Origin of the sequence: Halomonas korlensis (assembly GCF_900116705.1) — a bacterium.
GTDB lineage: Bacteria > Pseudomonadota > Gammaproteobacteria > Pseudomonadales > Halomonadaceae > Halomonas > Halomonas korlensis.
Genome location: NZ_FPBP01000006.1, coordinates 175140 through 197478 on the forward strand (window position 1 = coordinate 175140; position 22339 = coordinate 197478).

The window sequence follows — 22339 nt, forward strand, 5'->3', positions numbered from 1 at the left end:
GTCTTTACGACCCAACAGTCAAAAGAGTTCTCATGTCGCTTGGACTTGTCATTCTGATCCCCCTGCTGGGCGCCTGCTTGACCGCCTGGCAGCGTGAAGGGACGTCACGCAACCTGGCACTGATGGCGGCGCTGCCCGCGGTATTGAGCCTCGTTCTGCTGCTGGCATGGCTCCCCGAGGTGCTGGCCGGTGTCACCCAGGTGCAGCGGCTGGCCTGGATTCCGTCGTTGGGGCTCGAGCTCAGTTTTCGCCTCGATGGGCTGAGCTGGCTGTTCGCGATGCTGATCATCGGCATTGGCTGTCTTATCGTGTGGTATGCGCGCTACTACTTCGCCGGCAAGCCCGGCGCGGGCCGTTTCTTTACGCTCATGCTGCTATTCATGGCGGCGATGCTGGGCATTGTGCTATCGGAAAACCTGCTGTTCATGCTGGTGTTCTGGGAGCTGACCAGCCTGGTCTCCTTCCTGCTCATCGGCTTCAATACCGACAGCCAGGGCGCGCGGCGGGGCGCGCGGATGTCGCTGGTGATCACCGGTGGTGGCGGCCTGATGCTGCTCGCGGGGCTGGTGCTGCTCGGCCAGGCGGTCGGCAGCTATCAGCTGACCGACGTGCTGGCCGCGGGGCCGATGCTCCGGGCCCATGACCACTATGGGCTGATCTTGGGCCTGGTGCTGCTCGGCGCCTTCACCAAGTCGGCCCAGTTTCCGTTTCATCTCTGGCTGCCCCACGCGATGTCGGCGCCCACGCCGGTATCGGCCTACCTGCACAGCGCCACCATGGTCAAGGCCGGCCTGTTCCTGATGGCGCGACTGCACCCGGCGCTCGCGGATACCGAGCTGTGGTTCAGCCTGGTCACCGTGACCGGCATGCTGACGCTGATGGTCGGCGCCTTCGTGGCCATGTTCATGCACGACATGAAGGGTCTGCTGGCTTATTCCACCGTGTCCCACCTGGGGCTGATCACCCTGCTGCTGGGCCTGGGCACCCCCATGGCGATGGCGGCCGCGCTCTTTCACCTAGTGTGTCATGCCCTGTTCAAGGCGCCGCTGTTCATGATGGCGGGGTACGTGGATCAGGCCACCGGCACGCGGGACATGCGCAAGATCAACGGTATGTGGCGATTCATGCCGGTGCTGATGGGGCTCTCCGCGATTCCTGCCGCCGCCATGGCCGGGCTGCCGCTGATGAGCGGCTACCTGAGCAAGAAGATGCTGTTCAGTGAAAGCCTGCAGTTGGCCACGCCCGACTGGGCCGTGGCGGTGATTCCGGTCTGGGTGACGCTGGCGGGGCTGTTTTCGGTGGCTTACTCGATCCGTATCTTCCATAACGTCTATTTCAACGGGAAGCCGATCGATCTGCCGATCTGGCCGCCCCGGGAGCCGCGTTACGCGGCGCTGGCTCCCATCGCGCTGCTCGCCATGCTGAGCCTCGTCATCGGCCTGATGCCGGCGGAGGCCTATCGGTGGCTGGTGCATCCGGCGGTACTGGCCGCTCGCCAGACTCTGCTGCCGCAGTACGAGTTCGACCAGCTCGGTGCAGCGCTGCCCATGGCGATGAGCCTGGTGGCGATGGCCGGTGGTCTGTTGTTCTACGCTATCCGCAAGCCGCTGTTCCGCTTGCATGCCCGGCTGCCGGAGGTGGATGCCAAGGAGATCTTCGACTGGATCATGCGCTGGGTCATCGAGCTGTCCCAGCGTCGCGTCTACCAGCTGGAAAACGGCTCCCTGCAGCGCTACCTGATGTTCCTGCTGGTCACGGCGGTGATCCTGGTAGGGCTGGAGCTGATCCGGTTGCCCGACTGGCGCGGCCCCTTGCCGCTCACCGCCATTGATCCGCTGACAGCGGTGGCGGCCGCTGTGCTGTGCCTGTCCGCGATCGGGGTCGCGCTGTTCCATCACTACCGGCTGCCGGCGCTGCTGCTGTTGGGCGTGACGGGGCTTTTCGTCACCCTGACGTTTGCCCGTTTCTCGGCCCCCGACCTGGCCCTGACACAGCTATCGGTGGAGGTCATGGCCGTGGTGATCATGATGCTGGCGCTGTCCTTCCTGCCGCAGCAGTCGCCCAAGGAGTCGTCGGGTGCCCGCTTCGGTCGCGACCTGGTGATTGCCGGCCTCGTCGGGGCCGGCATTGCGACGCTGAGTTTCGCCATCCTCACCCGGCCGTACGAGAGCATCGCCACGTTCTTTCTCGCCAACAGCCTGCCGGGCGGCGGCGGGACCAACGTGGTCAACGTGATCCTGGTGGACTTTCGCGGCTTCGATACGCTCGGCGAGATCACCGTGCTGGGCATCGCGGCGGTGGCGGTCTATGCCTTCACCCGCGACCTGCATCTCAAGGAGCGGGTCGCCGGCTCGAGCGCCGGCCATTGGGTCGCCGAGCCCCATCCGATTATGCTGAGCATGGTCGCAAGGCTGGTGCTGCCGATCGCCCTGCTGGTGTCGGCGTATATCTTCCTGCGCGGGCACAACATGCCCGGGGGCGGTTTCATTGCCGGGCTGATCACCGCCGTCGCGCTGACGCTGCAGTACATGTCGGGTGGGTTGGTGTGGGCGCAGGAGCGCATGCTTACCCACTTCCGGCCATTGATCGGCGGCGGCGTGCTGATCGCCACAGCCACCGGCCTGGGAAGCTGGCTGTTTGGCCGGCCCTTCCTGACCTCGGCGTTCGGGCATTTCGACTGGCCGCTGGTCGGAGAATTCGAACTGGCCACGGCGATGCTCTTCGACCTGGGGGTCTATACCACCGTGGTGGGCGCCACGCTGCTGATCCTGGCCAACCTGGGCAAGTTGATGACCGTTTCCGGACCCGGCAAGGAGGTCGGCTGATGGAGCTTTTATATGCCCTCACCCTGGGAGTACTCACCAGCTGCGGAATCTACCTGCTGCTGCGCGCCCGGACCTTCACGGTGATCCTCGGTCTGACCCTGCTGTCGCATGCCGTGAACCTGTACCTGTTTGCGTCGGGACGTCTGGCCACCAGTGCGCCGGCGATCGTCGGCTTCGCGGATCATTCCGCCGACCCGTTGCCCCAGGCGCTGGTGCTGACCGCCATCGTCATCGGCTTTGCGATGACCGCCTTTGTGGTAGTGCTGGCGCTCAAGGCCGCAGTCGAACTGCGCAATGACCATGTGGACGGGGAAAACCCCGATGAGGACCGGCCGTGACGCATCTGATGATCCTGCCGATTCTCATTCCCCTACTGACTGGCGCGAGCCTGCTGCTGCTCTACCCGACGCCGGTGGGCGTGCAGCGGTTGGTGAGCATCGCCAGTACCGTGATGCTGACGCTGCTGGGGCTGTGGGCCGTCAGCACCGCCGGGTCAGGCGAGCTCACGCTCTATCACCTCGGAGACTGGCAGGCCCCGTTCGGGATCGTGCTGGTGCTCGACCGACTCAGCGCGATCATGCTGTTGCTGACCGCGGGGCTGAGCCTGTTCTGCGTGCTGTATGCCAGTCGCGGCATCGACCGCCAGGGGGCGCATTTCCACGCACTGTTCCAGTTCCAGCTGGCCGGGATCAACGGGGCCTTCCTGACCGGCGATCTGTTCAACCTCTTCGTGTTCTTCGAGATCCTGTTGATCGCTTCCTATGCGCTGCTGCTGCATGGCGGTGGCCGGGCGCGCAGCCGCGCCGGGTTGCATTACGTGATCATCAACCTGGTGAGTTCTGCCTTGTTCCTGCTGGCGCTGGGCACCCTCTATGGCCTCACTGGCACCCTGAACATGGCCGACCTGGCGCTGGCGGTCGCCGCGACACCCGCGGCGGGGCAGCCATTGCTGACCGCCGCCAGCATGCTGCTGTTGGTGGTGTTCGGCATCAAGGCCGCGGTCCTGCCCCTGCTGTTCTGGCTGCCGCGGGCCTACTCCGCCTCGAGCGCCCCGGTGGCCGCACTGTTTGCCATCATGACCAAGGTGGGTGTCTACGCCATCCTGCGGGTGTTCCTGCTGGTGTTCGGCCTGGGCGAGAGCCCGGCCAACCAGGTCGCCTGGGGCTGGCTGTGGCCGCTGGCGCTGTTGACGTTGGGGCTGGGGGGCATCGGCGCGCTGGGCTCGGCGAGCCTGCGCACCATGACCGCCTACCTGGTGATCCTGTCCGTCGGCACGCTGCTGGCAACGATCAGCTTCGTCACCGCCACCACCCTGGGCGCCGCGCTGTTCTACCTGATCCACAGCACCTGCATGACCGCCGTGTTCTTCCTGCTGGCCGACCTGCTGGGCCAACAGCGCGAGCAGGGCTACGACCGCTTCTCGGATATCGCCCCCATGGGGCACCGCTGGCTGCTGGGTGGCATCTTCTTCATTGCCGCAATCAGCATGGCGGGCTTGCCACCCTTCAGCGGTTTTATCAGCAAACTGTGGATTTTGCAGGCCACCTCTGGCGAGCCGCAGGGCTTCTGGCTGTGGGGCGTGTTGCTGGCCGCGGCCCTGCTGATCCTCGTTGCGGTCAGCCGGGCCGGCAGTGGCTGGTTCTGGCGACCGGGAAAGATGACGGCACCACGACCGCTGGATCGGGTCTGCGTGTGGCTGGTATGCCTGATGATCGGCGTCAGCGCCGGCCTGTCGGCCCTCGGCGAGCCGGTGATCAACTACCTTGAACTGACGGCCGAGCAGCTGCTGGTCCCACAGGCCTACATCGATACCGTGCTGCCGGAATCGGCCCGTCTCGCCAGGGAGGTGGCGCCGTGACCCCCCAGCCGCATTCTCGCCGTTTGCTGAATCGAGGCCTGCGGTCTCGGCAGTTCTGGCTGCCGCGGCCGCTCTTCTCGCTGTTCCTGGCGCTGCTCTGGCTGCTGCTCAATCACTTTAGCGTGGCTCACCTGCTGCTGGGACTGGTGCTGGGCGTGGCAATTCCCTTCGTCACCCATCCCTTCTGGCCGGAGCGAGCCAGGATCAAGCGGCCTTGGCGGGTCTTGCGCTATGTGCTGGTGCTGCTGGTGGATATCTTCTGGTCCAACCTGATCGTCGCCGTGCGCATTCTTCGGCCCGAGCGCCACCTGCAACCGGGTTTCTTCCGCTACCCGCTGGAGCTCGACGACGAGTTTGCCATCACCATCCTGGCCAGCACGATCTCGCTGACTCCGGGGACGGTGTCGGTCCATTATGATGCCGAGGCGCATACGCTGCTGGTTCATGCGCTGCACCTGGAAGATGAGGCCGCCACCATCGCCGGCATCAAGCAACGCTATGAACAACCGCTGAAGGACATCCTGCGATGATTGCCACCGTCATACCGATCGCCCTGACGCTGTTCACGCTCGGCGCCCTGTTGAATCTCTATCGATTGGTGATCGGGCCGGACATTGTCGACCGGATCCTGGCGCTCGATACCCTGATGATCAACAGCATCGCTCTGATCGTGTTGGCGGATATCCGCATGGGCCTCGGCGTGCTGTTCGAGCTGGCGCTGCTGATCGCGCTGATGGGATTCGTCAGTACCGTCGCCATGACCAAGTACCTGCTGCGGGGGGACGTCATCGAATGAACACTATCGACATGTCCTGGCTACTGGAGCTGGTGATCGCCGTGTTCCTGCTGTTCGGTGCCGTCGTGGCGCTCGTCGGCTCCTGGGGCCTGGCGAAACTCCCCGATCTGTTCATGCGCCTGCACGGCCCCACCAAGGCCAGCACGCTCGGCGTGGGCTGTACGCTGATCGGCTCACTGCTGTATTTCAGCCATCAGCAAAGCGGGGTCTCCGTCCAGGAAGCGCTGGTCACGATGTTCCTGTTCGCCACTGCGCCGGTCAGTGCCCACATGATGGCCAAGGCTGCCCTGCGTCGACACCTCAAGTGCGTCACTCGCACTCGAAATCCTCCAGGCCCATGATCGACACCGACACTGGCAGCCCCGCCTCGCTGGCCGAGCGGGCCCGGCAGATCCTCGAGACGACGCCCGAGGCCCAGCTGCCACTGACCTACCAGCAGTTGGCCACCGCCCTCGGGCTGCAACCGCCCGGCACCATTCAGCGCGTCGCCGCGGCCCTCGAAGCGCTGATGCGCGAGGACGCCCGCGAGGGAAGGGCGTTCGTGGCGGCATTGGTGGTCAGCCGCCGGGGGGAGGGCGTACCCGCCGCAGGTTTCTTCGAGCTTGCCGTCGAGTTGGGGCGCTTCCCGGCGCAGCCGAGTGAGCAAGCCGCCGCCTACCGGCGTGAATTTGCAGAAGCCCTTCGACAGCGCGGGCAGGGCGATATGCCACCATGAGCCGGCACTCGATGGTTTCATCCACCATTACCTCGTTCTCCCTCGCCTCGCCGATCGGGGTGATCGCCGATACCCATGGCCTGTTACGTGACGAGGCGCTGTGCCTGTTGGCCGACTGCGAGTTGATCCTGCATCTTGGCGATGTAGGTCACCGCGAAGACGACGAGCGCATTCTCCAACGCCTGAAAGGGATCGCACCGCTCTACGCCGTGCGCGGCAATATTGATACTGCGGCCTGGGCCGAGCGCCTTCCCGATACCCAGGACCTGGTGGTCAATGGCTGGCGGCTGCATCTGGTTCACCGGCTTGCCGATTACGACCCCCGCACGGCCTGCGACGCGGTGCTTCACGGTCACTCGCACAAGCCGCGCTGCGAATGGCAGGACGGCAGGCTGTTGTTCAACCCCGGGGCAGCCGGCAAGCGACGCTTCTCGCTGCCGATTACCCTCGGCAAACTATGGGCCGATGCGCGCGGGTTGCGCGGGGCGATCATTCATCTGCCGCTCTGAGCCAGGCCCGCTGATCAATAGCTTGAGCTGCGTCACGTCGGCTCGACGCGCTTCGCCAGCCCCGCCAGGTACGCCCGTATCCGCGCCGCGTTGGTACCTACGTCACTGGCGCCGAGCCGCGAGGCGGAGCGTACATCCACGCGTACGCCGTCGCCGGTCTCGGTCAGGCGGATCACCACGTCGTCCTTGAAGCCGAACCAGGTCGTGGTGGCGGTGGCCTCGATGGTGTCGTCGCTGACCGAGGCGATCTCCCAGCCCGCCTCGCGGGCCTCGGCTTCGGCGGCCTCGAGCACCTCGGCCAGCGGGGCGTCGACGTTCCACGGCTGGATATCCGGGTAGGCCTCGCGCTGTTGGCGGGCGGTCGCCTCGCCGGGGTAGGCCACGGCATTGGGCGCGGCCTCCCGCGCCGCGGCCAGCGTTTCGAAGGCGGGTGGGTTGGCGGTATCCGTGGTGATGTCGTGGATCGGCGGCACCGACTGGGCGCGCTGCAGGTGCATCCAGGGTATGGCGACCATGCTGAGGCTGGCGATGATCACCAGGACGCTGAGCAGGGCGGGCCTCAGGCGTCGGTACAGCGCGGCGATGATCAGCGCGACCAGCCCCACCGCCGCGCCACCGATGGCGATGTAACCGCCATAGCGCAACATGCTGAAGGCATCGCCCAAGGGCAGCAGCCCGGAGCGATAGGCGGGGCCGGCGCCGGCCATCGACAGGGCCGCGACGATGGCGAGAATCACTCCGATCAGGGTCACCCGGAAGGCGAGCCATTTGCCTCGGGGTGGGGCACTGGAGCGGCTTGTGGTCATGCCGGTTCCTCGTGGAAAGACGGTTGGGTGGGCAGGGAGAGCGCCCGGCTAGCGCATATCAAACACTAGCCCATATCAAACAACAGGGCCTCGGCCGGCGAGGTCGCCTGCATCACGATGCGCTCCTCATCGGTAATGGCCATGCCGTCGCCTGCCTCGAGAGGCTGGCCGTTGACCTCAAGCGCACCGTGGGCCACCTGAATCCACACCTTGCGGTCGGGCGTGGTCGGGTGCTCGACCTTGCTTCCCTCGCTGAGCCGCGTCGCGTAGAGATCCAGGTCCTGGTGGACCACCACGGACGCCTCGCGACCGTCCCGGGAGGCGACCAGGCGCAGGCGGTCGGTCTTCTCCTGCTCCGGAAAGCGGCGCTCCTCGTAGCTCGGCGCCAGGCCCCGGCGCTCGGGATGCAGCCAGATCTGCAGGAAATGCACCCGCTCCTCGTCGGAGCCATTGAACTCGCTATGGGTAATGCCGGTGCCCGCCGAGAGACGCTGGACATCACCCGGCCGGATCGTCGAGCCGTTGCCGAGGCTGTCCTTGTGCGCCAGGCCGCCCTCCAGCACATAGGAAATGATCTCCATGTCGCGATGGCTGTGCGTGCCGAAGCCCTGGCCGGGCTGCACGCGGTCCTCGTTGATCACGCGCAGCGGGCCGAAGCCCATGAAAGCCGGGTCGTGGTAGTCGGCGAACGAGAACGTATGGTAGCTCTCGAGCCAGCCGTGATCGGCGTGGCCGCGCTCGTGTGCATGACGGATCTGAAACATGCCGGCCTCCTGAAAATGTCGTGTTCGATTGATGCGACCAGCATGCCACGCCCCCTGTGCTTCGGCGAGTCACTCTTCGGCGAGTCGCCCTTCGGCGAGACACCCCTTGGCGAGAGACCACTCGGCGAGGTACCGGTGTTAGTCTTTGCGGAGAAGAGTCAGGAGCCGTCGACCCCATGCAACCCCCAACACATCCCGTGCCCGCGGTGCTTGCCGTGGTGGCGCGCGAAGGTCGCGTGCTGCTGGTGCGCCGCGCCAACCCGCCGGATGCCGGCCGCTGGGGCTTTCCCGGCGGTCATATCGAGTGGGGTGAGAGCACCCAGGCGGCTGCCGTTCGCGAACTGCACGAAGAAACCGGCGTATGCGCACTACCGGGCGAGGTGCTCACGGTGCTGGATATGATCACCCCCGCGGATGGCGAGCATCGGCACCACTTCGTCCTTATCGCCGTGCGCTGCCAATGGGTCGCTGGTGAGGGCGAAGCCAACGACGACGCCCTGGATGCCGGCTGGTTCACACCACAAGAAGTTGCCGGCCTCGGCGCGACCGCAAGCGTCGATGTCGAGCGCCTCGCCAGGATGGCGCTGGCGCTCAATGCACCCTAGCCGCGTCATCTCGCTGGGAGCCGTAACACGGCGCCGCACGCGGCAATCGGCTGGCCCTTGTCGGCATCTGGGGTTACCTTGTTGGCTTTGCGATGCCTGGAAGGGCGATACGCTTTGCCTGAAAACTGCCTGCGCTCGATCATTCGGCGTTAAAAATCGGCTCAAAGACCTCATTTACACCACGTAAACTCCGCCTTTTCGCCGATTTTTGCCTTGTCTGACCATCGCTCTGCGACTTTTCAGACAAAACTTAGTCATCCACCTTTGCGAGCCACCATGAACCACGTCATTGAACTGATGAAATCCCACCGTTCGGTCCGCAAGTTCAGCGACCGTCAGATCCCCCGCGAGCTGCTGCTGGAACTTATCCGCGCCGGTCAGGGTGCGGCGACCTCCAGCCACGTTCAGGCCTACAGCGTTATCCACGTCACGGACCCGGCGAACCGCGAAACGATCGCCGAGCTCGCCGGCGGACAGGGCTATATCGCCAGCTGTGCGGATTTTCTGGTGTTCTGCGCCGACATGAAGCGCCCCACCGAAGCCTCGGAGCGTACCGGTGCCAACGTCGTGCGCGGCATGACCGAGCAACTGCTCGTTGCCAGCGTGGACACCGCGCTGATGGCGCAGAACGTGGCGACCGCTGCCGAATCCGAGGGGCTGGGCATCTGCTACATCGGCGGCATCCGCAACAATCCCCAGGCGATCAGCGATTTGCTGCGCCTGCCGAAGCATGTCTACCCGGTGTTCGGCATGTGTCTCGGCTACCCGGCCCACGACCCGGACGTCAAGCCACGGCTGCCGGTCGAGGCGATCCTCAAGGAAGACTATTACGCCGACGACCGCGAGCATGTCGAGGCCTACGACGCGACCATGCAGGCTTATTACCAGACGCGGAAGGGCGGCCTCAAGGACAGCACCTGGTCCCAGAATCTCGCCCCGCTTTTCGATACCAAGCTGCGCCCCCACATGCGCGAGTTTTTGGTCAAGCGCGGCTTCGAGATGAAGTGATAAGCGCCTAGGACCAGCCAGGCGTTCCATATCGACACAAGGATCATCGAGCATGTTCACCGGCCTGAGCGCATTTCCCTTGACCCCGATGAGCGAGCGGGGCATTCAGGAAGCGGCATTCACCCACCTGATCGAGTCCCTGACGGCGGCGAGGGTGGATGCCATCGGCGCGCTGGGTTCGACGGGCAGCTACGCCTACCTCACCCGCGCCGAACGCGCCCGCGTTGCCAAGCTTGCCGTGGCAAGTGCTGGCGACACGCCGGTCATGGTCGGTATCGGCGCGCTGCGTACCCGCGATGTGTTGACGTTGGCCGAGGATGCCCAGCTTGCAGGCGCCAGTGGGGTGCTGCTGGCGCCCGTGTCGTACCAGAATCTCAACGATGATGAGGTCTTCGGCCTCTACGACACGGTCTGCCGCGCGCTTTCCGTACCGCTGTGTGTCTACGACAATCCCGGCACGACCCACTTTGCCTTCAGCGACGAGCTGCACGGCCGCATCGCTCAGCTGCCGCAGGTGCGCTCGATCAAGATTCCCGGCGTGCCGGGGGATGTCGAGGCGGTCAGGGCGCGTGTCGAGCGGCTGCGCCGGTTGATTCCCTCCGACGTGACCATCGGCATCAGCGGCGACCCCTTGGCCGCCACCGGCCTCGCCGCCGGCTGCGATGGCTGGTACTCGGCGATTGGCGGACTCTACCCGCGAACCATGCTCGCGATCACCCGCGCCGCCCAGGCAGGCGACACCGAGCAGGCACTGGCGTTATCGGCACGGCTAACCCCCCTCTGGGACTCGTTTCGCCAGCACGGCGGCAGCCTGCGCGTCATCGCCACCGCCGCCGAGCTTCAAGGCCTCGTCAGCCATCCCAGCCTGCCGCTTCCGCTCAAGACGCTGGAAGGTGCCGACCGGCAAGCGTTGGCGAACGTACTGGAGACGCTTGAGCTGGAGTAGCGCTATGCGGCGCAGCTGGCGGTATTGATACCAAGCTCGAGAAGCAAACCTCAGCATGATGCTGAATGGCCAATGGGAGACGTCATGGAAACCTTGTTGAACGCACGCACGGAGGTGGGGGATTCGGTACTGGCAGCCATCGCGCATATGCCGACTGCCAGCATGCCGGTGCTGATGGATGATGGCTTTGCTCGACAGCTGACCGATGCCGACGTCATGCGAGTAGCGGTACTGCTGGCGCAGAAGAGCTACGACGAAGGAGGTTGCCCCATCGGCGCGGTGATCATCGACAACGCCACGCGCCGGATTCTCGGCAAGGGCCACAACACGCTGGTGCAGGAGAATCATCCCTACCACCACGGAGAAACCTCCGCCATCCGCGATGCTGGTCGCATCGACTTCGGTCAGACCACCCTTTTTACCTCTTTGAGCCCCTGCGAAATCTGCGCGACGCTGTTGCACATGCGAGGCTTCTCGCGCGTGGTGGTGGGCGATGTCACCAATGCCTCGGGTACCGAACCCCTGCTGCGCGAAAAAGGCGTTAAAGTCGAGGTTCTGGAAGACCCACGCGGCATCGAGCTATATGCCCGCTTTCGTGCCGAAAGGCCAGAACTGGACCTGGAAGACTGGAAAGGGCGTCGTGCAACGCAAGGGCCATGACATCCGGGTGGTAGGGGAACTAGCCATCTTGCCCAGCAGATTTGACCACCTAAGACTGCAAGGCCCATCCCGCACTCTTGGCTATCTTCAGAGCTGCCTGGTCTGGTTGTGAGAGGCGCCGCTCTCCTGGCCTTGGTTAGAGGATTGGTGCGGTGGCACTCTCGCCGTTGCGGGATTTCTTCTGGAGAGCCTCCTTCCGATGACTTTCATCAGGATGTGGTTAATGGTCATGACATCTATGCATCACCTCCAGTTGGTTGCTGGAGACTGCACGTGTGTCTCGACGACCCAGCGATATCAGCTGCTGGCTTTCTCAGGGTCTGATGTCGGAGTGGCGTGAAGTGATCGACCCGTGGTGCCAGAACCCTATCGCCGCAAGGCACTGCCGCACTCGCTAGAAAGGGACCCCTCATGGAGGAACCAGTTTAAGTACGGTTCGGACAGGCAAGCGAGCAATTAACCCTTGCCTGTACGAGCAGCCAACTCTTGCCTGTAAAAGGAGGAGTGGTTTTAAGTTATTTATTCTTTCTTATTAAATTTAATTTATGATTTAGTTGATTTCGGCTGTGGTTAAGATTTAGGAAATCATTGGTCCAAATAAACTATAACATTTCGAAATTAAGTCATTATTAATGTTTTTATTTGGTATAAATTATGTCTTTTTCTCGATTCAGCTTGACTTATATTTAACTTGGTTATAGCTTTATAGCTCTCTTAGGTTACGTCTTTTTTGAGACCTCCAGCTTTGCTCATTAACGAGTGATGCGCATCGTAATTGCGCTATAGACCTTGCCGGTCAAGCTCAAGAAGAGGTCATTAGTCCGGAGGCTGAATGGGTTTTACTATCGGGACTCTGCTGGCGTTTAGTTTCGCAGTATCGCTCATTGCCTTGGCGGCTTTGATTTGGGCGATATCGCGTCGGCAATTCAATGTTACTCAACGCGATGCAATGATGATTCTTCCTGAGGGGGAAGAAGGTAAGGTCGACGACCCTACCTCGCATGCAAGCGATGGGCATGCGGCGCCGGAATCGCCACCAATGACCCGTGAGTGGCGGCGACTGCTGCTGTTCATGTTCATATCCGCGATCGTCTGGCTACTTGTCGGCTCAGCGTTCGGTTTGATCGCCTCATTGAAGTTGCATCTCCCAGACTGGCTGAATGGCAGTCCCGAGCTGACTTTCGGTCGGGTACGGACCATGCATCTCAATGCCGTGGCCTATGGTTGGCTCTCCTTGGCTGGAATAGGCACAGCACTTTGGGTGTTACCTACGATATTTCGTACCCCACTGCGTCATCCGACACTGATCTTGTTGGGAGGATTGTTATGGAATGTGGGCGTGCTTGCCGGACTTCTGGCGGTTGCCTCCGGATGGACCGAAGGCCTCGAGTGGCTGGAGTTTCCGTGGCAAGTGGACTTGGTGCTCGCGGCCGGCGGGGCTTTTCTGGCCGTCCCGCTGATCATGACGGCAGCCGCGAGAACGGTGGGTCATATTTACGTGACCGGGTGGTACTTGCTTGCCGCGATGGCCTGGTTTCCGATTCTTTTCGTGTTGGCGAACCTTCCGGGAATACATTCTGGTGTTCAGGAAGCGACCGTCAACTGGTGGTTTGCACATAATGTTCTGGGGTTGTGGCTGACGCCTTTGGGAGTGGGTGCCGCCTATTACTTCATTCCAAAAATTATCGGTAAGCCGATCTTTTCCTATCGTTTGTCATTGATTGGCTTCTGGGGGCTTGCGCTGTTCTATAGCCAAGTGGGTATTCATCATCTCATCGGTGGTCCTGTCCCCACTTGGGTGGTCACGCTCTCGGTCGTGCAATCGGTCATGATGCTGATACCGGTAATCGCGGTAGCCATCAACCAGCATGTCCTGTGGATGCGCAACTTGGGCGCCTTTCGGGTGAGCTTGCCACTGCGATTCATCGCTATCGGTGCGCTGATGTATACCTTTGCTTCTGTGCAAGGTTCTCTGGAAGCACTTCGGGTCATCAATACAGTGACTCACTTTACTCACTATACCGTGGGTCATGCGCATCTGGGTGCCTACGCGTTCGTGACGCTGGTCATGTTCGGTAGTTTCTATTACATGCTCCCGCGCATTACTGGCAAATCCTGGCCCATGCCCTACTTGATAGGCCTTCACTTCTGGCTGGTGTTTCTGGGATTCCTAATTTACTTCTTTGCGCTGACCATTGGCGGCTGGCTTCAGGGGCTGGCCATGCTTGATGGCTCGCGTGACTGGCTTGAGAGCATGCAATTGACGGTTCCCTACCTTGAGGCGCGCTCTATTGGCGGTTTCATGATGGTGCTCGGCCATCTCCTGTTTGCCGTCAACGTCCTGTCGTTGATCCTGGGGCGTGGTGCCCGGCAAGGCGCATCACAGCAAGACGTCCGAGTGACAACGGAAGCGGGGGCCTGACCAATGAATAGAATACTGCCTCTCGTTATCGTGGCGCTTGCCATACTGGCCTTTGCCACTTTGCTGCTGGTGGCAGCACCGGCTGCCCAAATCACGTCGGTTGAACCACCTGAGGACTTGCAGCCTTATACGCCTGCGCAAGCGCGAGGGCGTGACCACTACGTTAGTCTCGGGTGTGTCTACTGTCACACCCAGCAGCCTCGCGATCCTGCCCAGGGGCCGGATGCCCAGCGTGGCTGGGGACGTCCGTCGACCCCGGCCGATTATGTCTACGATCAACCTCATCAGTTAGGGACCATGCGTACCGGTCCGGACCTTCTCAATGTCGGTGCCCGGCTTCCTTCCCGGAGTTGGCAGCTAACCCACCTCTACCAACCGCGAGCGATCACCCCCTCCAGCCTGATGCCAGGGTTCCCCTTTTTGTTCGAAGAGAAAAACAGCGCCGGCGAAGGGGATGTTGTCGTGCCAGTGCCCGAAAGATATCGACCGGAGGGCAAGGTCATCGTGGCGCGTCAGGAGGCACTCGATCTAGCGGATTATTTGCTCAGTCTAGACCGCACCTATGAAGCGACCCGGCTCGACCTGCGTGACAACGGTTTCCAGGCAGAAGAGGCGGGTAACCGATGAGCGAACGGCGCCACAAGACGAATGACGGCCAGGAGCACGCCGCGGAGGAGTTCGAGCCATACGAAATGCACAACCCTGTGCCTTGGCCACTTATCGCGTTGGCGCTGGCATTGGCGGTCTGGGGGATATTGACGCTTTACTCGACTCAAGAGGCTGCACAGGACACTCCGCCGGTACAGCAAACACAGGGCCAGGCCCAATCAGGTGGGCAACAGGCTAAAGGCCGCAGTGAAGCGGGTGAGGCGCTCTTCAGCAGTCATTGTGCCACCTGCCATCAGGTTAATGGCTCGGGCATTCGGGGTGCCGTGCCGCCGCTGGCGGGATCTCCTTATGTGACGAATTCAGCGGATGTCCCCATCAGCATCGTTCTGTTTGGAATCGAGAACGAAATAGAAGTGGCCGGCAACACATATAACGGCCTTATGCCCACCTTTGGACATACCCTAGATGATGCTCAGATAGCGGCAATCGTCAGTTATATCCGTGGAAACTGGGGAAACGATGCCATGCCGGTTGAGTCTTCTCTCGTCAGTACCTTGCGTGAGCGTTTTGCCGGCCGCGACCAACCCTGGAATGGCGGTGCTGAGCTGGCGCAGCTATTCGATACAGGCGCGACCGATCAGACGTCGGCAAACCTAGAGGAGACTCGGTAATGCTAGCCAAACGTTGGCCTATCGCTGTGAGTGCCATAGTGGTCATCATTTCGCTGGGATGGCTGGTCGCCAGGTACGGGAATGATTCATCGGTCAGCGATGCTGCTGAACCAAGCCTTGAGAAAGCCGCCGTTGCCAATCCGCTCACCGATCCGCTTTATGCGGATTCACTCGGGGAAATCGCTGCCAAAGCGAACCCGGAGAATATCAGTGACATCGTGAGCGCTGACAGGGGCGATAGCTGGGCCTGTGCTTCCTGCCACGGGGGGCAGGGGCAGGGGGCAGGTTCGGTGCCACGTCTTGCTGGCTTGCCTGCGGGTTACATTACTAAGCAACTGCATGATTACGCCGACGGGCGCCGACTCAACGACAATATGCAACACGTCGTAAGTAGTCTCAGTGACGAGGACATGGCAGCGCTGGGTGCGTATTACTCACGGCTTGAAGCCCCTGGCGATACCCAGCCACAGCTCGGTGGCAATATCGAACGTGGCCGTACTCTGGCGCTGGAAGGAGATTGGGCCATTGATGTGCCGGCCTGCTTTAGCTGCCATGGCTCATCCGGCTGGGGGGTAGGGCAGTCCTTTCCCTCATTGGCAGGTCAGCATTCTAGCTACACCTACATCCAGCTGGCCAACTGGAACAACGGCAAGCGCAACAATTCGCCTATACAACTTATGCGAGACATCGCCCAAAAACTCTCCGATTCCGACATGCGCTCAGTGGCAGATTTCATGGCAACCCTTTCGCCACCTCAAACACTGGGTATAACCAGGACAAGTGACGATGGGTCTCGTACGGAGGTTGAAATACCATGACAGACAAAACGCCGTACCGAGAAAGATCCGCGACACGCCGGCTGGTCTATGGGGGGCTGGGGGCCGTGATTTTCTTCGGCATTGGCTCTCTAATCTACGACTTCGGATTGTTCAGCTGGATGACCGGTACCAGAACAGTTCTCTCTGAATCAGAGCAGCATTTGAAAACTGCTACGCAGGCGCGTCGTCAATTGGAAGAAGAGCGCACGGCTCGTCGCGATAATCCCGACGCACCAGCCCCTGCACAGCCGACAGGTGAAGCAGGATACTTTGTGCCTCCGGGAGACGAAGAACTACCGGACGGGCCCTTTGGCGAGTCTGTCGAACGGGGCCGAGAAATCTTTCGTAATACGGGCACGAATGCAGGTGAATTCGTGGGCAACGACCTCTCTTGTGCCAATTGTCATCTCGATACCGGAAAGAGGGAAAACTCGGCGCCCATGTGGGCCGCCGCCATTCAGTATCCCGCCTTTCGGGGGAAGAACCAGATGGTCAATACCATGGAGGACCGGGTCAATGGTTGTTTCACCTACTCAATGAACGCTCAGGACTCAGAACACGGTGATGCACCGCCACCTGGCCATCAGGTTTACAAGGACCTACAGAGCTACTTTTACTGGCTTGCCGATGGCGCGGCGTTAAATGAGGATTTGCCGGGCCGCGGGTATCCATCAGTGGAAGAAACCGACCAAGGCTACGATTGGCAGCGCGGCCAGCAAGTCTTTACCGACAACTGCGCTGCCTGCCATGGTATCGATGGGCAAGGGCAGCAGGATCTAAACGGGCGCACTATCTTCCCACCCCTCTGGGGGCCGGGTTCGTATAACTGGGGGGCTGGTATGCATCGTATCAATACCGCTGCTGGCTTCATCCAGGCCAATATGCCTCTCGGTAAACCCAACAGTCTGACCGACCAGGAAGCCTGGGATGTGGCGGCATACATCAATAGCTTCCCGCGCCCTGCCGATCCGCGCCAGACGGACAAGATGGATGTCAGTACGGCCGATGAGCGATTCCACGAAGGAAGCATCAATTACTATGGCGATACCCTGCACGGCGTCCTCTTGGGCGAGGGCATCACGCAGGAGAGATGGGAGCGCTTTTTACGCACTGCCCCCTTCCACGAGCCAGGAGTGGATTGAAGCGCATGGCAGGACAGGACCTCGAGGACACCTTCGCGTTGGCAGCCCTGCAGGAGACCGGTCGAGCCCTTTTATCCATCGATGGCCTCTGGTGTCCAAGCTGTGCCGCTGCTACTGAGCGCGTCATCCGCGCTGCGCCTGGCGTGTTCGAAGCCAGTGTCAGCTTTGCCACATCGGCGGTGCTGCTGCGCTGGGATGCTTCTGCAGCAGATCTGTCGGATATCGCGCGGCGTGTCGCCAAGCTGGGATACCGAATCGGCCCGCCGGTCGGCACCGATGAAACGGTAGCGCGTATTGATCGTGAAGTCGGGCGTCTCAGCATTCGGCTTGCTGTGGCGGTACTGTTCGGCATGTGGACCATGCTGCTTTCGCTTCTGCTGTATCTCGGCAACGATGCCGTGGTCGGAACCGAGACAGGCTGGTGGATCGCGCTGGCCGCGTCGGTCGTATCGATACCGGTTGTGATCTTCGCCGGTTGGCCCATCTTCCTTGCGGGATGGCGTACCCTGCGCACCGGCGTACCAGGCATGGACGCACTGGTCAGTCTTGGTGTGCTTGCCAGTCTGGGCCTATCTTACTGGCAGCTTACTCAGGGTCGGATAGATGTTTATTTCGACACTGCGGTAATGCTGATTGGGTTGTTGACGGTAGGACGGTTGATCGAGGTGCGCACTCTCCGCCACGCGGCTCGCGCTATCGGGGCATTGCAGGATGTGCTTCCGGAAACGGCCGTTCGCATTAGTGCAGATGGTAAGGCGAATACCGTGCCGGCCAAGGATGTGTCCGTAGGCGAGTGCATTCAGATCCAGGCAGGTCAGCGTATTCCCTTGGATGGGGAGGTGGTGTCCGGCGGCAGTCAACTTGATCGTTCCGTTTTGACCGGTGAATCGCTGCCGAACTGGGTGTCGGTGGCGTCACCCGTCGAAGCCGGTTGTATCAACCTGACCAGCGCCTTGGTAGTAAAGGTGACCCGCGGCGTGGGTGAGCGCGAGATTGACCGGATCGGAGCGCGAGTCGCTGAGGCCGCGGGCGCCAAGGGAGGTACCCAGCGTCTGGCAGACAATGTGGCGCGATTCATCGTTCCAGCAGCCCTGGTGCTGGCCTTGGTCGCCTTGCTTTTCGGCCTGCTGACCGGTGAGTCATTTCAGGATGCGTTGTTACGGGGAGTCTCGGTACTCGTCATCGCCTGTCCTTGCGCCGTCGGTATCGCAGTGCCGGTGGCCTATGTCGCCGCTGCCAGCCAGGCGGCCAGGCAAGGAATTCTGTTTCGTCATCCGGCTGCCCTCGAGGCTCTCGCAGGGGTGCGTGCCGTGTTTTTCGACAAGACAGGTACCCTCACTGCCGGACGCTTGGCGGTCTCCAGAGTGACGTGTCATGTCTTGGACGATGCCAGGTTTGCGAACGAAGAGGCGGTGATTGCCCTGGCAGCCAAGGCGGAACTGGGCATCGATCATGCGATTGCCAGGGCCGTGAGAAAGGCTGCAGGCTTGTCACAACACGCGGTTGCAGATGACGCGTCGCCTGAGCGGTTCGAGCGTGGCGTCCGCTATCACGATGCACAGCATGGGGTGGTGCTGCTGGGGACGCGCGATTTTCTTTATCAGCAGGGGGTCGCCCAGCCGGCAACGAAAATTGCCGAGGTCGATAACGGAACCGCAATGGCGATCGAAATGGCGGTGTCGGGGAGATGGCTAGCGACTATCGAACTGGAAGACAGCATCCGTGACGACGCGGCAGAGGCTATTTTGCGCCTCCGCGAGGCCGGGATTGCTTGTCGCATCGTCACCGGTGACAGCTGGGCGCCTGCCCAGGCAGTCGCCAGCCAGTTGGGCATAGCGTCGGATCATGTGCACGCCGGTTGTTCGCCCTCCGACAAGGCAAGCCTGGTGCGAGCCTCGACGACCTCGGTGGCGTTCGCGGGCGATGGGGTCAATGACGCACCTGCGCTCGTGGAAGCGGACGTGGGATTGGCAGTAGCTGACGCCACGACGACGGCAACAGCGGCTGCCAGCGTCGCCGTTGCCAATGGCGGTGTGGCGCGAATCGCCGACGCCGTGCTCCTCTCCCAGCGAGCACGTACGGTGATGCGTCAGAATATGTTCTTTTCCATCGCATACAATGCGATTGGCTTGAGCCTGGCTGTTGCAGGGACTATCCCTCCGGTCGTCGCCGTGTTGGCGATGACGGCCAGTTCCCTGAGCGTCGTACTCAACGCCACTCGGCTTTCTTCGTCTCCTGCCGTGAAGTAGACAGCCTAGGTTGACGCTTCTCGCCGGTGCCACGCCCGGGCAGCGATATACAGGCTTGCAGTCCGCCGTCGGGGGGCCTTGAAAAGCTGAGTTCTCCTTCGAAGCGCTCGGCGATGGCAGAGACGATGGCGAGCCCCAGACCACTGCCGTGATGCTGACTTGCGCGCCAGAATCGTTCGGTGAGATTTTCCAGAGTAGCGTCCTCAACCCAGGGGCCCGGATTTCTGACACACACATTGACCCGCGGTGATAACTCAAGCTCGCCCTCCTGCCATGAGGCCTCGACGGCTATCGGTTCATCCGAGCCACTGTGTCGCAAGGCGTTATCGATAAGGTTGCGAAGGGCTGCTACCGCTAACTCGCGGGGCATGCCCAACTCGGTGCCAGGTAATGGCCCCTGTACGTGAACTCGGTCCGTTTGTGCCGGCGGTCCTGCATCACGGACTGCCAATGCGATGACCTCTTTTATCGTGCAGGCCTCACCGTCTTCAAACGTTAACCGCCCCTCTACCCGAGCCAACAACAAGAGTTGTTCCAAGGTACGCACCAAGCGTGCAACTCCTTCCTCGGCACGGTTCAATGCGTTCTTTGCAGCGTCACCGTCCACTCGTCTCGCGACCTGGAGATGGGTTTTTATTGCTGTCAGGGGGGTGCGGAGCTCATGCGCGGCGTCACTGGTAAAACGCTGCTCACGTACCATTGCCTGGCGGACTCTAATCAATAACGTGTTGAGTGTACCAATCAAGGGACGCAATTCGTTTGGCGTGCCCTGAAGGCTGAGGGGCTCCAACGCGTCCGGATGGCGTTGGGCCAAGGCGTCACGCAGACGTGCGAGCGGTTTCAGCCCACGCAGTATCCCGAACCATAGTGCGATCATGCTGCCCATGAGAGCCGCCAGGAAGGGGACGACGGCGACCTTGATGACATCGCGCAACAGAATGTCGCGCTCATCCATACGATCGGCAGTGGTGATGGTGAGGCCGTCGTGTTGATAGGTGAAGACTCGCCAGGTCGTGCCGGCTTCTTCGCGATAGGAATAACCAGACGAACCAGGAGCGAGAACGGTATCCATCTCGGAGTGGGTGCGGGCGATGACCTCACCGCGTGGCGAATGGACCTGGCATGCCAAGCCTTCTATAGGAGGTATGGACAGCGCCGTGCGATCAACTTGATCCCAGACATCCGTTGGAAGTTGTTCCAGAAGACCGGCAACCATTCGTGCTGACTGGGCGAGGCGTTTATCCAATGTCTGTTCTACCTGCGCATGCAGGTCGCGTAGTTGCCAGGCGGCTGCCAGTCCCCACAGTATTGCCAGTGTCAGTCCTAGCGTCAGTAATAGGCGGGACCTGAGACTCATCGTATATCCGGGGGTTGGATAGCGCGGGGATCGCCGAGGCGGTAGCCGAGACCTCTTACCGTCTCCACCACACCCGGTCCCAGCTTGCGTCGCAGATGGTGAATATGAACGTTCAGCGCATTACTCTCCACTTCATCGCTCATACCGTACAGCCGGTCCTTGATCTGATCGACGGATAGTATGCTGCGAGGAGACTGCAGAAAGACTTCAAGTAACATCAACTCACGGCGCGGCAGCGAAATGGGCTGATCGTCAAACGTGACGCTGCGGGAGGTGGGGTCTAGGCGCAAACGCCCATGCGCGATGACAGGGGTCGACCGGCCCGCGGAACGCCGCAAGAGAGCATGAAGCCTTGCCACCAGTTCATCGAGGTCGAAGGGCTTGGTCAGGTAGTCATCGGCGCCGGCTTCCAGGCCCGCCACCCGGTCCGGCACGGCGTCCCGAGCGGTCAGTATGAGTACCGGGACATCCTGTTGCCTGGCTCGCCACTGCTTGAGCAAAACAAGCCCATTACCATCCGGCAGTCCAAGATCCAGAATCACCACATCGCTGGAAACGATGCTCATGGCGGCGCGTGCTTCGTCAAGGGTGGCGACATGATCCACGACGAAGCCATAAACGTTCAGCCCTGTCTGGATGCCTGAGGCGACCAAGGAGTCGTCTTCGATCAGAAGTACATGCATGGTGCCTGCTCCATGAGGGGGGCAACATACTAATCATCGTTCATTAAGCCAGCATTAGCGCGTCCTGGATGGCATGACAATTCATGTCAGCTGTATGCATGGGGACATTGTGGCGTTATGGGGAAGAACCTCCCATCATTTCTGTTAATCGATCATCTCTTGGCAGCCCCTGTACCACTTCAACCCTATCGCCGACCTGATAGAAAGTACTCGGAGTGGCCTGTAAACCATATTCCTGCATCAATTCGTGGTTTTCATAGAGGGTCTGCTCGACCTCGGAAGTGAACGGCCCGTCGATAGGTGGCGTATCGCCTTGATTGTGGTCATGAAGCGCTTCTTCCGGTGCCTCGGAGGAGAGAATCGCCATGGCTTTTTGTGGGCTATCCTGCTGGAGGATGCCTACCAGGATGTGGCGTAGCTGAACCTTTCCGGCCTCGACCCATGGTCGGGTCTCCTCCCATAGCTGTTGACAGAACGGGCAGTTGGGGTCCGTGAAGGTATAGACAATGTGGGGAGCATCGGGGTCACCATCGAGCACCCAATGACTCTCTTGCAGATCGGCCCAGGTCGCTGCGTCTTGCGGGCCTCGCACCAAGGAGCTCAGGGGGTCGCTCGATAGGTTATTACCCTCGGCATCGACGAGGTTGCCTACTACCGCATGCTCGCCATCGCTTGTCAGGTAAATGGCCACTTCCTGGCTCTGATAACTGGCGGCATAGCCGGTGAGGCCACTGGGCGCCTCGAAGCTGCCATGGATGGTCAACCCTTGCTCGGCGATTGCTTGTACAGGCGCGGGCCAATCCTCTGCAACCGCATTGGGAAGGCCTCCCGTCATCAGGGCCATGGCAAGGGGGACAAATCGAAGGGGCATCGCAACAATCTCCTTAGGGTAGCGT

23 protein-coding genes are annotated in these 22339 nt (G+C 61.4%); 18 read left to right on the forward strand and 5 right to left on the reverse strand.

Annotated features, from left to right (window positions below; all coding sequences use genetic code 11):
* Nucleotides 1–32 precede the first annotated feature (32 nt).
* The 8 genes from BM341_RS10195 to BM341_RS10230 are packed head-to-tail and all read left to right on the forward strand — an operon-like array spanning nt 33 to nt 6703.
* Nucleotides 33–2825, forward strand: coding sequence for a monovalent cation/H+ antiporter subunit A (locus BM341_RS10195; protein WP_089795540.1), 2793 nt, complete (start codon nt 33–35; stop codon nt 2823–2825).
* Entirely contained in the window at nt 2825–3163 is a 339-nt protein-coding gene (locus BM341_RS10200) for a Na+/H+ antiporter subunit C (protein WP_089795542.1), read from the forward strand. The genes BM341_RS10195 and BM341_RS10200 overlap by 1 nt, the downstream gene beginning before the upstream one ends.
* A complete protein-coding gene (locus tag BM341_RS10205; RefSeq protein ID WP_089795544.1) occupies nt 3160–4683 on the forward strand; it encodes a monovalent cation/H+ antiporter subunit D in 1524 nt (507 codons plus the stop codon). The genes BM341_RS10200 and BM341_RS10205 overlap by 4 nt, the downstream gene beginning before the upstream one ends.
* The gene (locus BM341_RS10210; protein WP_245784241.1) at nt 4680–5213 is read left to right on the forward strand and encodes a Na+/H+ antiporter subunit E; all 534 of its coding nucleotides are present in this window, start codon (nt 4680–4682) and stop codon (nt 5211–5213) included. The genes BM341_RS10205 and BM341_RS10210 overlap by 4 nt, the downstream gene beginning before the upstream one ends.
* Complete coding sequence (locus BM341_RS10215) at nt 5210–5479, forward strand: K+/H+ antiporter subunit F (RefSeq protein WP_089795546.1); 270 nt, start codon at nt 5210–5212, stop codon at nt 5477–5479. Before BM341_RS10210 ends, BM341_RS10215 begins: the two co-directional genes overlap by 4 nt.
* Nucleotides 5476–5820, forward strand: coding sequence for a Na+/H+ antiporter subunit G (locus BM341_RS10220; protein WP_245784242.1), 345 nt, complete (start codon nt 5476–5478; stop codon nt 5818–5820). Before BM341_RS10215 ends, BM341_RS10220 begins: the two co-directional genes overlap by 4 nt.
* Nucleotides 5817–6194 (forward strand): hypothetical protein, encoded by a 378-nt coding sequence (locus BM341_RS10225; RefSeq protein WP_089795550.1) that lies wholly within the window; start codon nt 5817–5819, stop codon nt 6192–6194. The genes BM341_RS10220 and BM341_RS10225 overlap by 4 nt, the downstream gene beginning before the upstream one ends.
* Nucleotides 6191–6703 (forward strand): metallophosphoesterase family protein, encoded by a 513-nt coding sequence (locus BM341_RS10230; RefSeq protein WP_245784243.1) that lies wholly within the window; start codon nt 6191–6193, stop codon nt 6701–6703. The genes BM341_RS10225 and BM341_RS10230 overlap by 4 nt, the downstream gene beginning before the upstream one ends.
* A gap of 32 nt (nt 6704–6735) precedes the next feature.
* Here the strand turns inward: BM341_RS10230 and BM341_RS10235 are convergent, their stop codons facing one another.
* The gene (locus tag BM341_RS10235) at nt 6736–7509 is read right to left on the reverse strand and encodes a DUF1499 domain-containing protein (RefSeq protein WP_089795553.1); all 774 of its coding nucleotides are present in this window, start codon (nt 7507–7509) and stop codon (nt 6736–6738) included.
* Nucleotides 7510–7574: 65 nt separating this feature from the next.
* Nucleotides 7575–8273, reverse strand: a complete 699-nt coding sequence (locus tag BM341_RS10240; protein ID WP_089795555.1) for a pirin family protein — start codon at nt 8271–8273, stop codon at nt 7575–7577.
* A 176-nt stretch (nt 8274–8449) separates the two neighbouring features.
* On the opposite strand from BM341_RS10240, the gene BM341_RS10245 reads away from it, so the two are divergent.
* The 10 genes from BM341_RS10245 to BM341_RS10290 all read left to right on the forward strand — a co-directional run bounded on the left by BM341_RS10245 (nt 8450) and on the right by BM341_RS10290 (nt 19403).
* Nucleotides 8450–8878, forward strand: a complete 429-nt coding sequence (locus tag BM341_RS10245; protein ID WP_089795557.1) for an NUDIX hydrolase — start codon at nt 8450–8452, stop codon at nt 8876–8878.
* A gap of 276 nt (nt 8879–9154) precedes the next feature.
* The gene (gene nfsA, locus BM341_RS10250) at nt 9155–9886 is read left to right on the forward strand and encodes an oxygen-insensitive NADPH nitroreductase (RefSeq protein ID WP_089795559.1); all 732 of its coding nucleotides are present in this window, start codon (nt 9155–9157) and stop codon (nt 9884–9886) included.
* Between the two features lie 52 nt (nt 9887–9938).
* Nucleotides 9939–10832: a dihydrodipicolinate synthase family protein gene (locus tag BM341_RS10255; protein WP_089795561.1), complete on the forward strand. Its 894-nt coding sequence runs from the start codon at nt 9939–9941 to the stop codon at nt 10830–10832.
* Between the two features lie 84 nt (nt 10833–10916).
* Nucleotides 10917–11492, forward strand: coding sequence for a nucleoside deaminase (locus BM341_RS10260; protein WP_089795563.1), 576 nt, complete (start codon nt 10917–10919; stop codon nt 11490–11492).
* Nucleotides 11493–12324: 832 nt separating this feature from the next.
* The gene (locus BM341_RS10265) at nt 12325–13914 is read left to right on the forward strand and encodes a cbb3-type cytochrome c oxidase subunit I (protein ID WP_089795565.1); all 1590 of its coding nucleotides are present in this window, start codon (nt 12325–12327) and stop codon (nt 13912–13914) included.
* Nucleotides 13915–13917: 3 nt separating this feature from the next.
* Entirely contained in the window at nt 13918–14541 is a 624-nt protein-coding gene (locus BM341_RS10270) for a cbb3-type cytochrome c oxidase subunit II (protein ID WP_089795567.1), read from the forward strand.
* A complete protein-coding gene (locus BM341_RS10275; RefSeq protein ID WP_089795569.1) occupies nt 14538–15194 on the forward strand; it encodes a c-type cytochrome in 657 nt (218 codons plus the stop codon). Before BM341_RS10270 ends, BM341_RS10275 begins: the two co-directional genes overlap by 4 nt.
* Nucleotides 15194–16012, forward strand: coding sequence for a c-type cytochrome (locus BM341_RS10280; RefSeq protein ID WP_089795571.1), 819 nt, complete (start codon nt 15194–15196; stop codon nt 16010–16012). Before BM341_RS10275 ends, BM341_RS10280 begins: the two co-directional genes overlap by 1 nt.
* Complete coding sequence (locus BM341_RS10285; RefSeq protein ID WP_089795573.1) at nt 16009–17154, forward strand: c-type cytochrome; 1146 nt, start codon at nt 16009–16011, stop codon at nt 17152–17154. Before BM341_RS10280 ends, BM341_RS10285 begins: the two co-directional genes overlap by 4 nt.
* 5 nt (nt 17155–17159) lie before the next feature.
* Entirely contained in the window at nt 17160–19403 is a 2244-nt protein-coding gene (locus BM341_RS10290) for a heavy metal translocating P-type ATPase (RefSeq protein ID WP_175507845.1), read from the forward strand.
* Here BM341_RS10290 and BM341_RS10295 read toward each other — a convergent pair.
* From BM341_RS10295 to dsbG, 3 genes are all read right to left on the reverse strand, one after another.
* Nucleotides 19363–20760, reverse strand: coding sequence for an ATP-binding protein (locus tag BM341_RS10295; RefSeq protein WP_089795576.1), 1398 nt, complete (start codon nt 20758–20760; stop codon nt 19363–19365). The two genes, BM341_RS10290 and BM341_RS10295, sit on opposite strands and share 41 nt — an antisense overlap.
* Nucleotides 20757–21443 (reverse strand): response regulator, encoded by a 687-nt coding sequence (locus tag BM341_RS10300; RefSeq protein ID WP_089795578.1) that lies wholly within the window; start codon nt 21441–21443, stop codon nt 20757–20759. Before BM341_RS10300 ends, BM341_RS10295 begins: the two co-directional genes overlap by 4 nt.
* A 115-nt stretch (nt 21444–21558) precedes the next feature.
* Entirely contained in the window at nt 21559–22314 is a 756-nt protein-coding gene (gene dsbG, locus BM341_RS10305; RefSeq protein WP_089795580.1) for a thiol:disulfide interchange protein DsbG, read from the reverse strand.
* Between the last annotated feature and the right edge of the window lie 25 nt (nt 22315–22339).

Bases quoted from the DNA above. Each gene is read 5' to 3' on its own strand.
- BM341_RS10215 (WP_089795546.1), top strand. From the start codon at position 5,210: ATGATTGCCACCGTCATACCGATCGCCCTGACGCTGTTCACGCTCGGC.
- BM341_RS10255 (WP_089795561.1), top strand. From the start codon at position 9,939: ATGTTCACCGGCCTGAGCGCATTTCCCTTGACCCCGATGAGCGAGCGG.
- BM341_RS10300 (WP_089795578.1), bottom strand. From the start codon at position 21,443: ATGCATGTACTTCTGATCGAAGACGACTCCTTGGTCGCCTCAGGCATC.
- BM341_RS10280 (WP_089795571.1), top strand. From the start codon at position 15,194: ATGCTAGCCAAACGTTGGCCTATCGCTGTGAGTGCCATAGTGGTCATC.
- BM341_RS10275 (WP_089795569.1), top strand. From the start codon at position 14,538: ATGAGCGAACGGCGCCACAAGACGAATGACGGCCAGGAGCACGCCGCG.
- BM341_RS10225 (WP_089795550.1), top strand. From the start codon at position 5,817: ATGATCGACACCGACACTGGCAGCCCCGCCTCGCTGGCCGAGCGGGCC.
- nfsA (WP_089795559.1), top strand. From the start codon at position 9,155: ATGAACCACGTCATTGAACTGATGAAATCCCACCGTTCGGTCCGCAAG.
- BM341_RS10230 (WP_245784243.1), top strand. From the start codon at position 6,191: ATGAGCCGGCACTCGATGGTTTCATCCACCATTACCTCGTTCTCCCTC.
- BM341_RS10240 (WP_089795555.1), bottom strand. From the start codon at position 8,273: ATGTTTCAGATCCGTCATGCACACGAGCGCGGCCACGCCGATCACGGC.
- BM341_RS10245 (WP_089795557.1), top strand. From the start codon at position 8,450: ATGCAACCCCCAACACATCCCGTGCCCGCGGTGCTTGCCGTGGTGGCG.
- BM341_RS10260 (WP_089795563.1), top strand. From the start codon at position 10,917: ATGGAAACCTTGTTGAACGCACGCACGGAGGTGGGGGATTCGGTACTG.
- BM341_RS10235 (WP_089795553.1), bottom strand. From the start codon at position 7,509: ATGACCACAAGCCGCTCCAGTGCCCCACCCCGAGGCAAATGGCTCGCC.
- dsbG (WP_089795580.1), bottom strand. From the start codon at position 22,314: ATGCCCCTTCGATTTGTCCCCCTTGCCATGGCCCTGATGACGGGAGGC.
- BM341_RS10295 (WP_089795576.1), bottom strand. From the start codon at position 20,760: ATGAGTCTCAGGTCCCGCCTATTACTGACGCTAGGACTGACACTGGCA.
- BM341_RS10200 (WP_089795542.1), top strand. From the start codon at position 2,825: ATGGAGCTTTTATATGCCCTCACCCTGGGAGTACTCACCAGCTGCGGA.
- BM341_RS10285 (WP_089795573.1), top strand. From the start codon at position 16,009: ATGACAGACAAAACGCCGTACCGAGAAAGATCCGCGACACGCCGGCTG.
- BM341_RS10290 (WP_175507845.1), top strand. From the start codon at position 17,160: ATGGCAGGACAGGACCTCGAGGACACCTTCGCGTTGGCAGCCCTGCAG.
- BM341_RS10220 (WP_245784242.1), top strand. From the start codon at position 5,476: ATGAACACTATCGACATGTCCTGGCTACTGGAGCTGGTGATCGCCGTG.
- BM341_RS10265 (WP_089795565.1), top strand. From the start codon at position 12,325: ATGGGTTTTACTATCGGGACTCTGCTGGCGTTTAGTTTCGCAGTATCG.
- BM341_RS10270 (WP_089795567.1), top strand. From the start codon at position 13,918: ATGAATAGAATACTGCCTCTCGTTATCGTGGCGCTTGCCATACTGGCC.
- BM341_RS10195 (WP_089795540.1), top strand. From the start codon at position 33: ATGTCGCTTGGACTTGTCATTCTGATCCCCCTGCTGGGCGCCTGCTTG.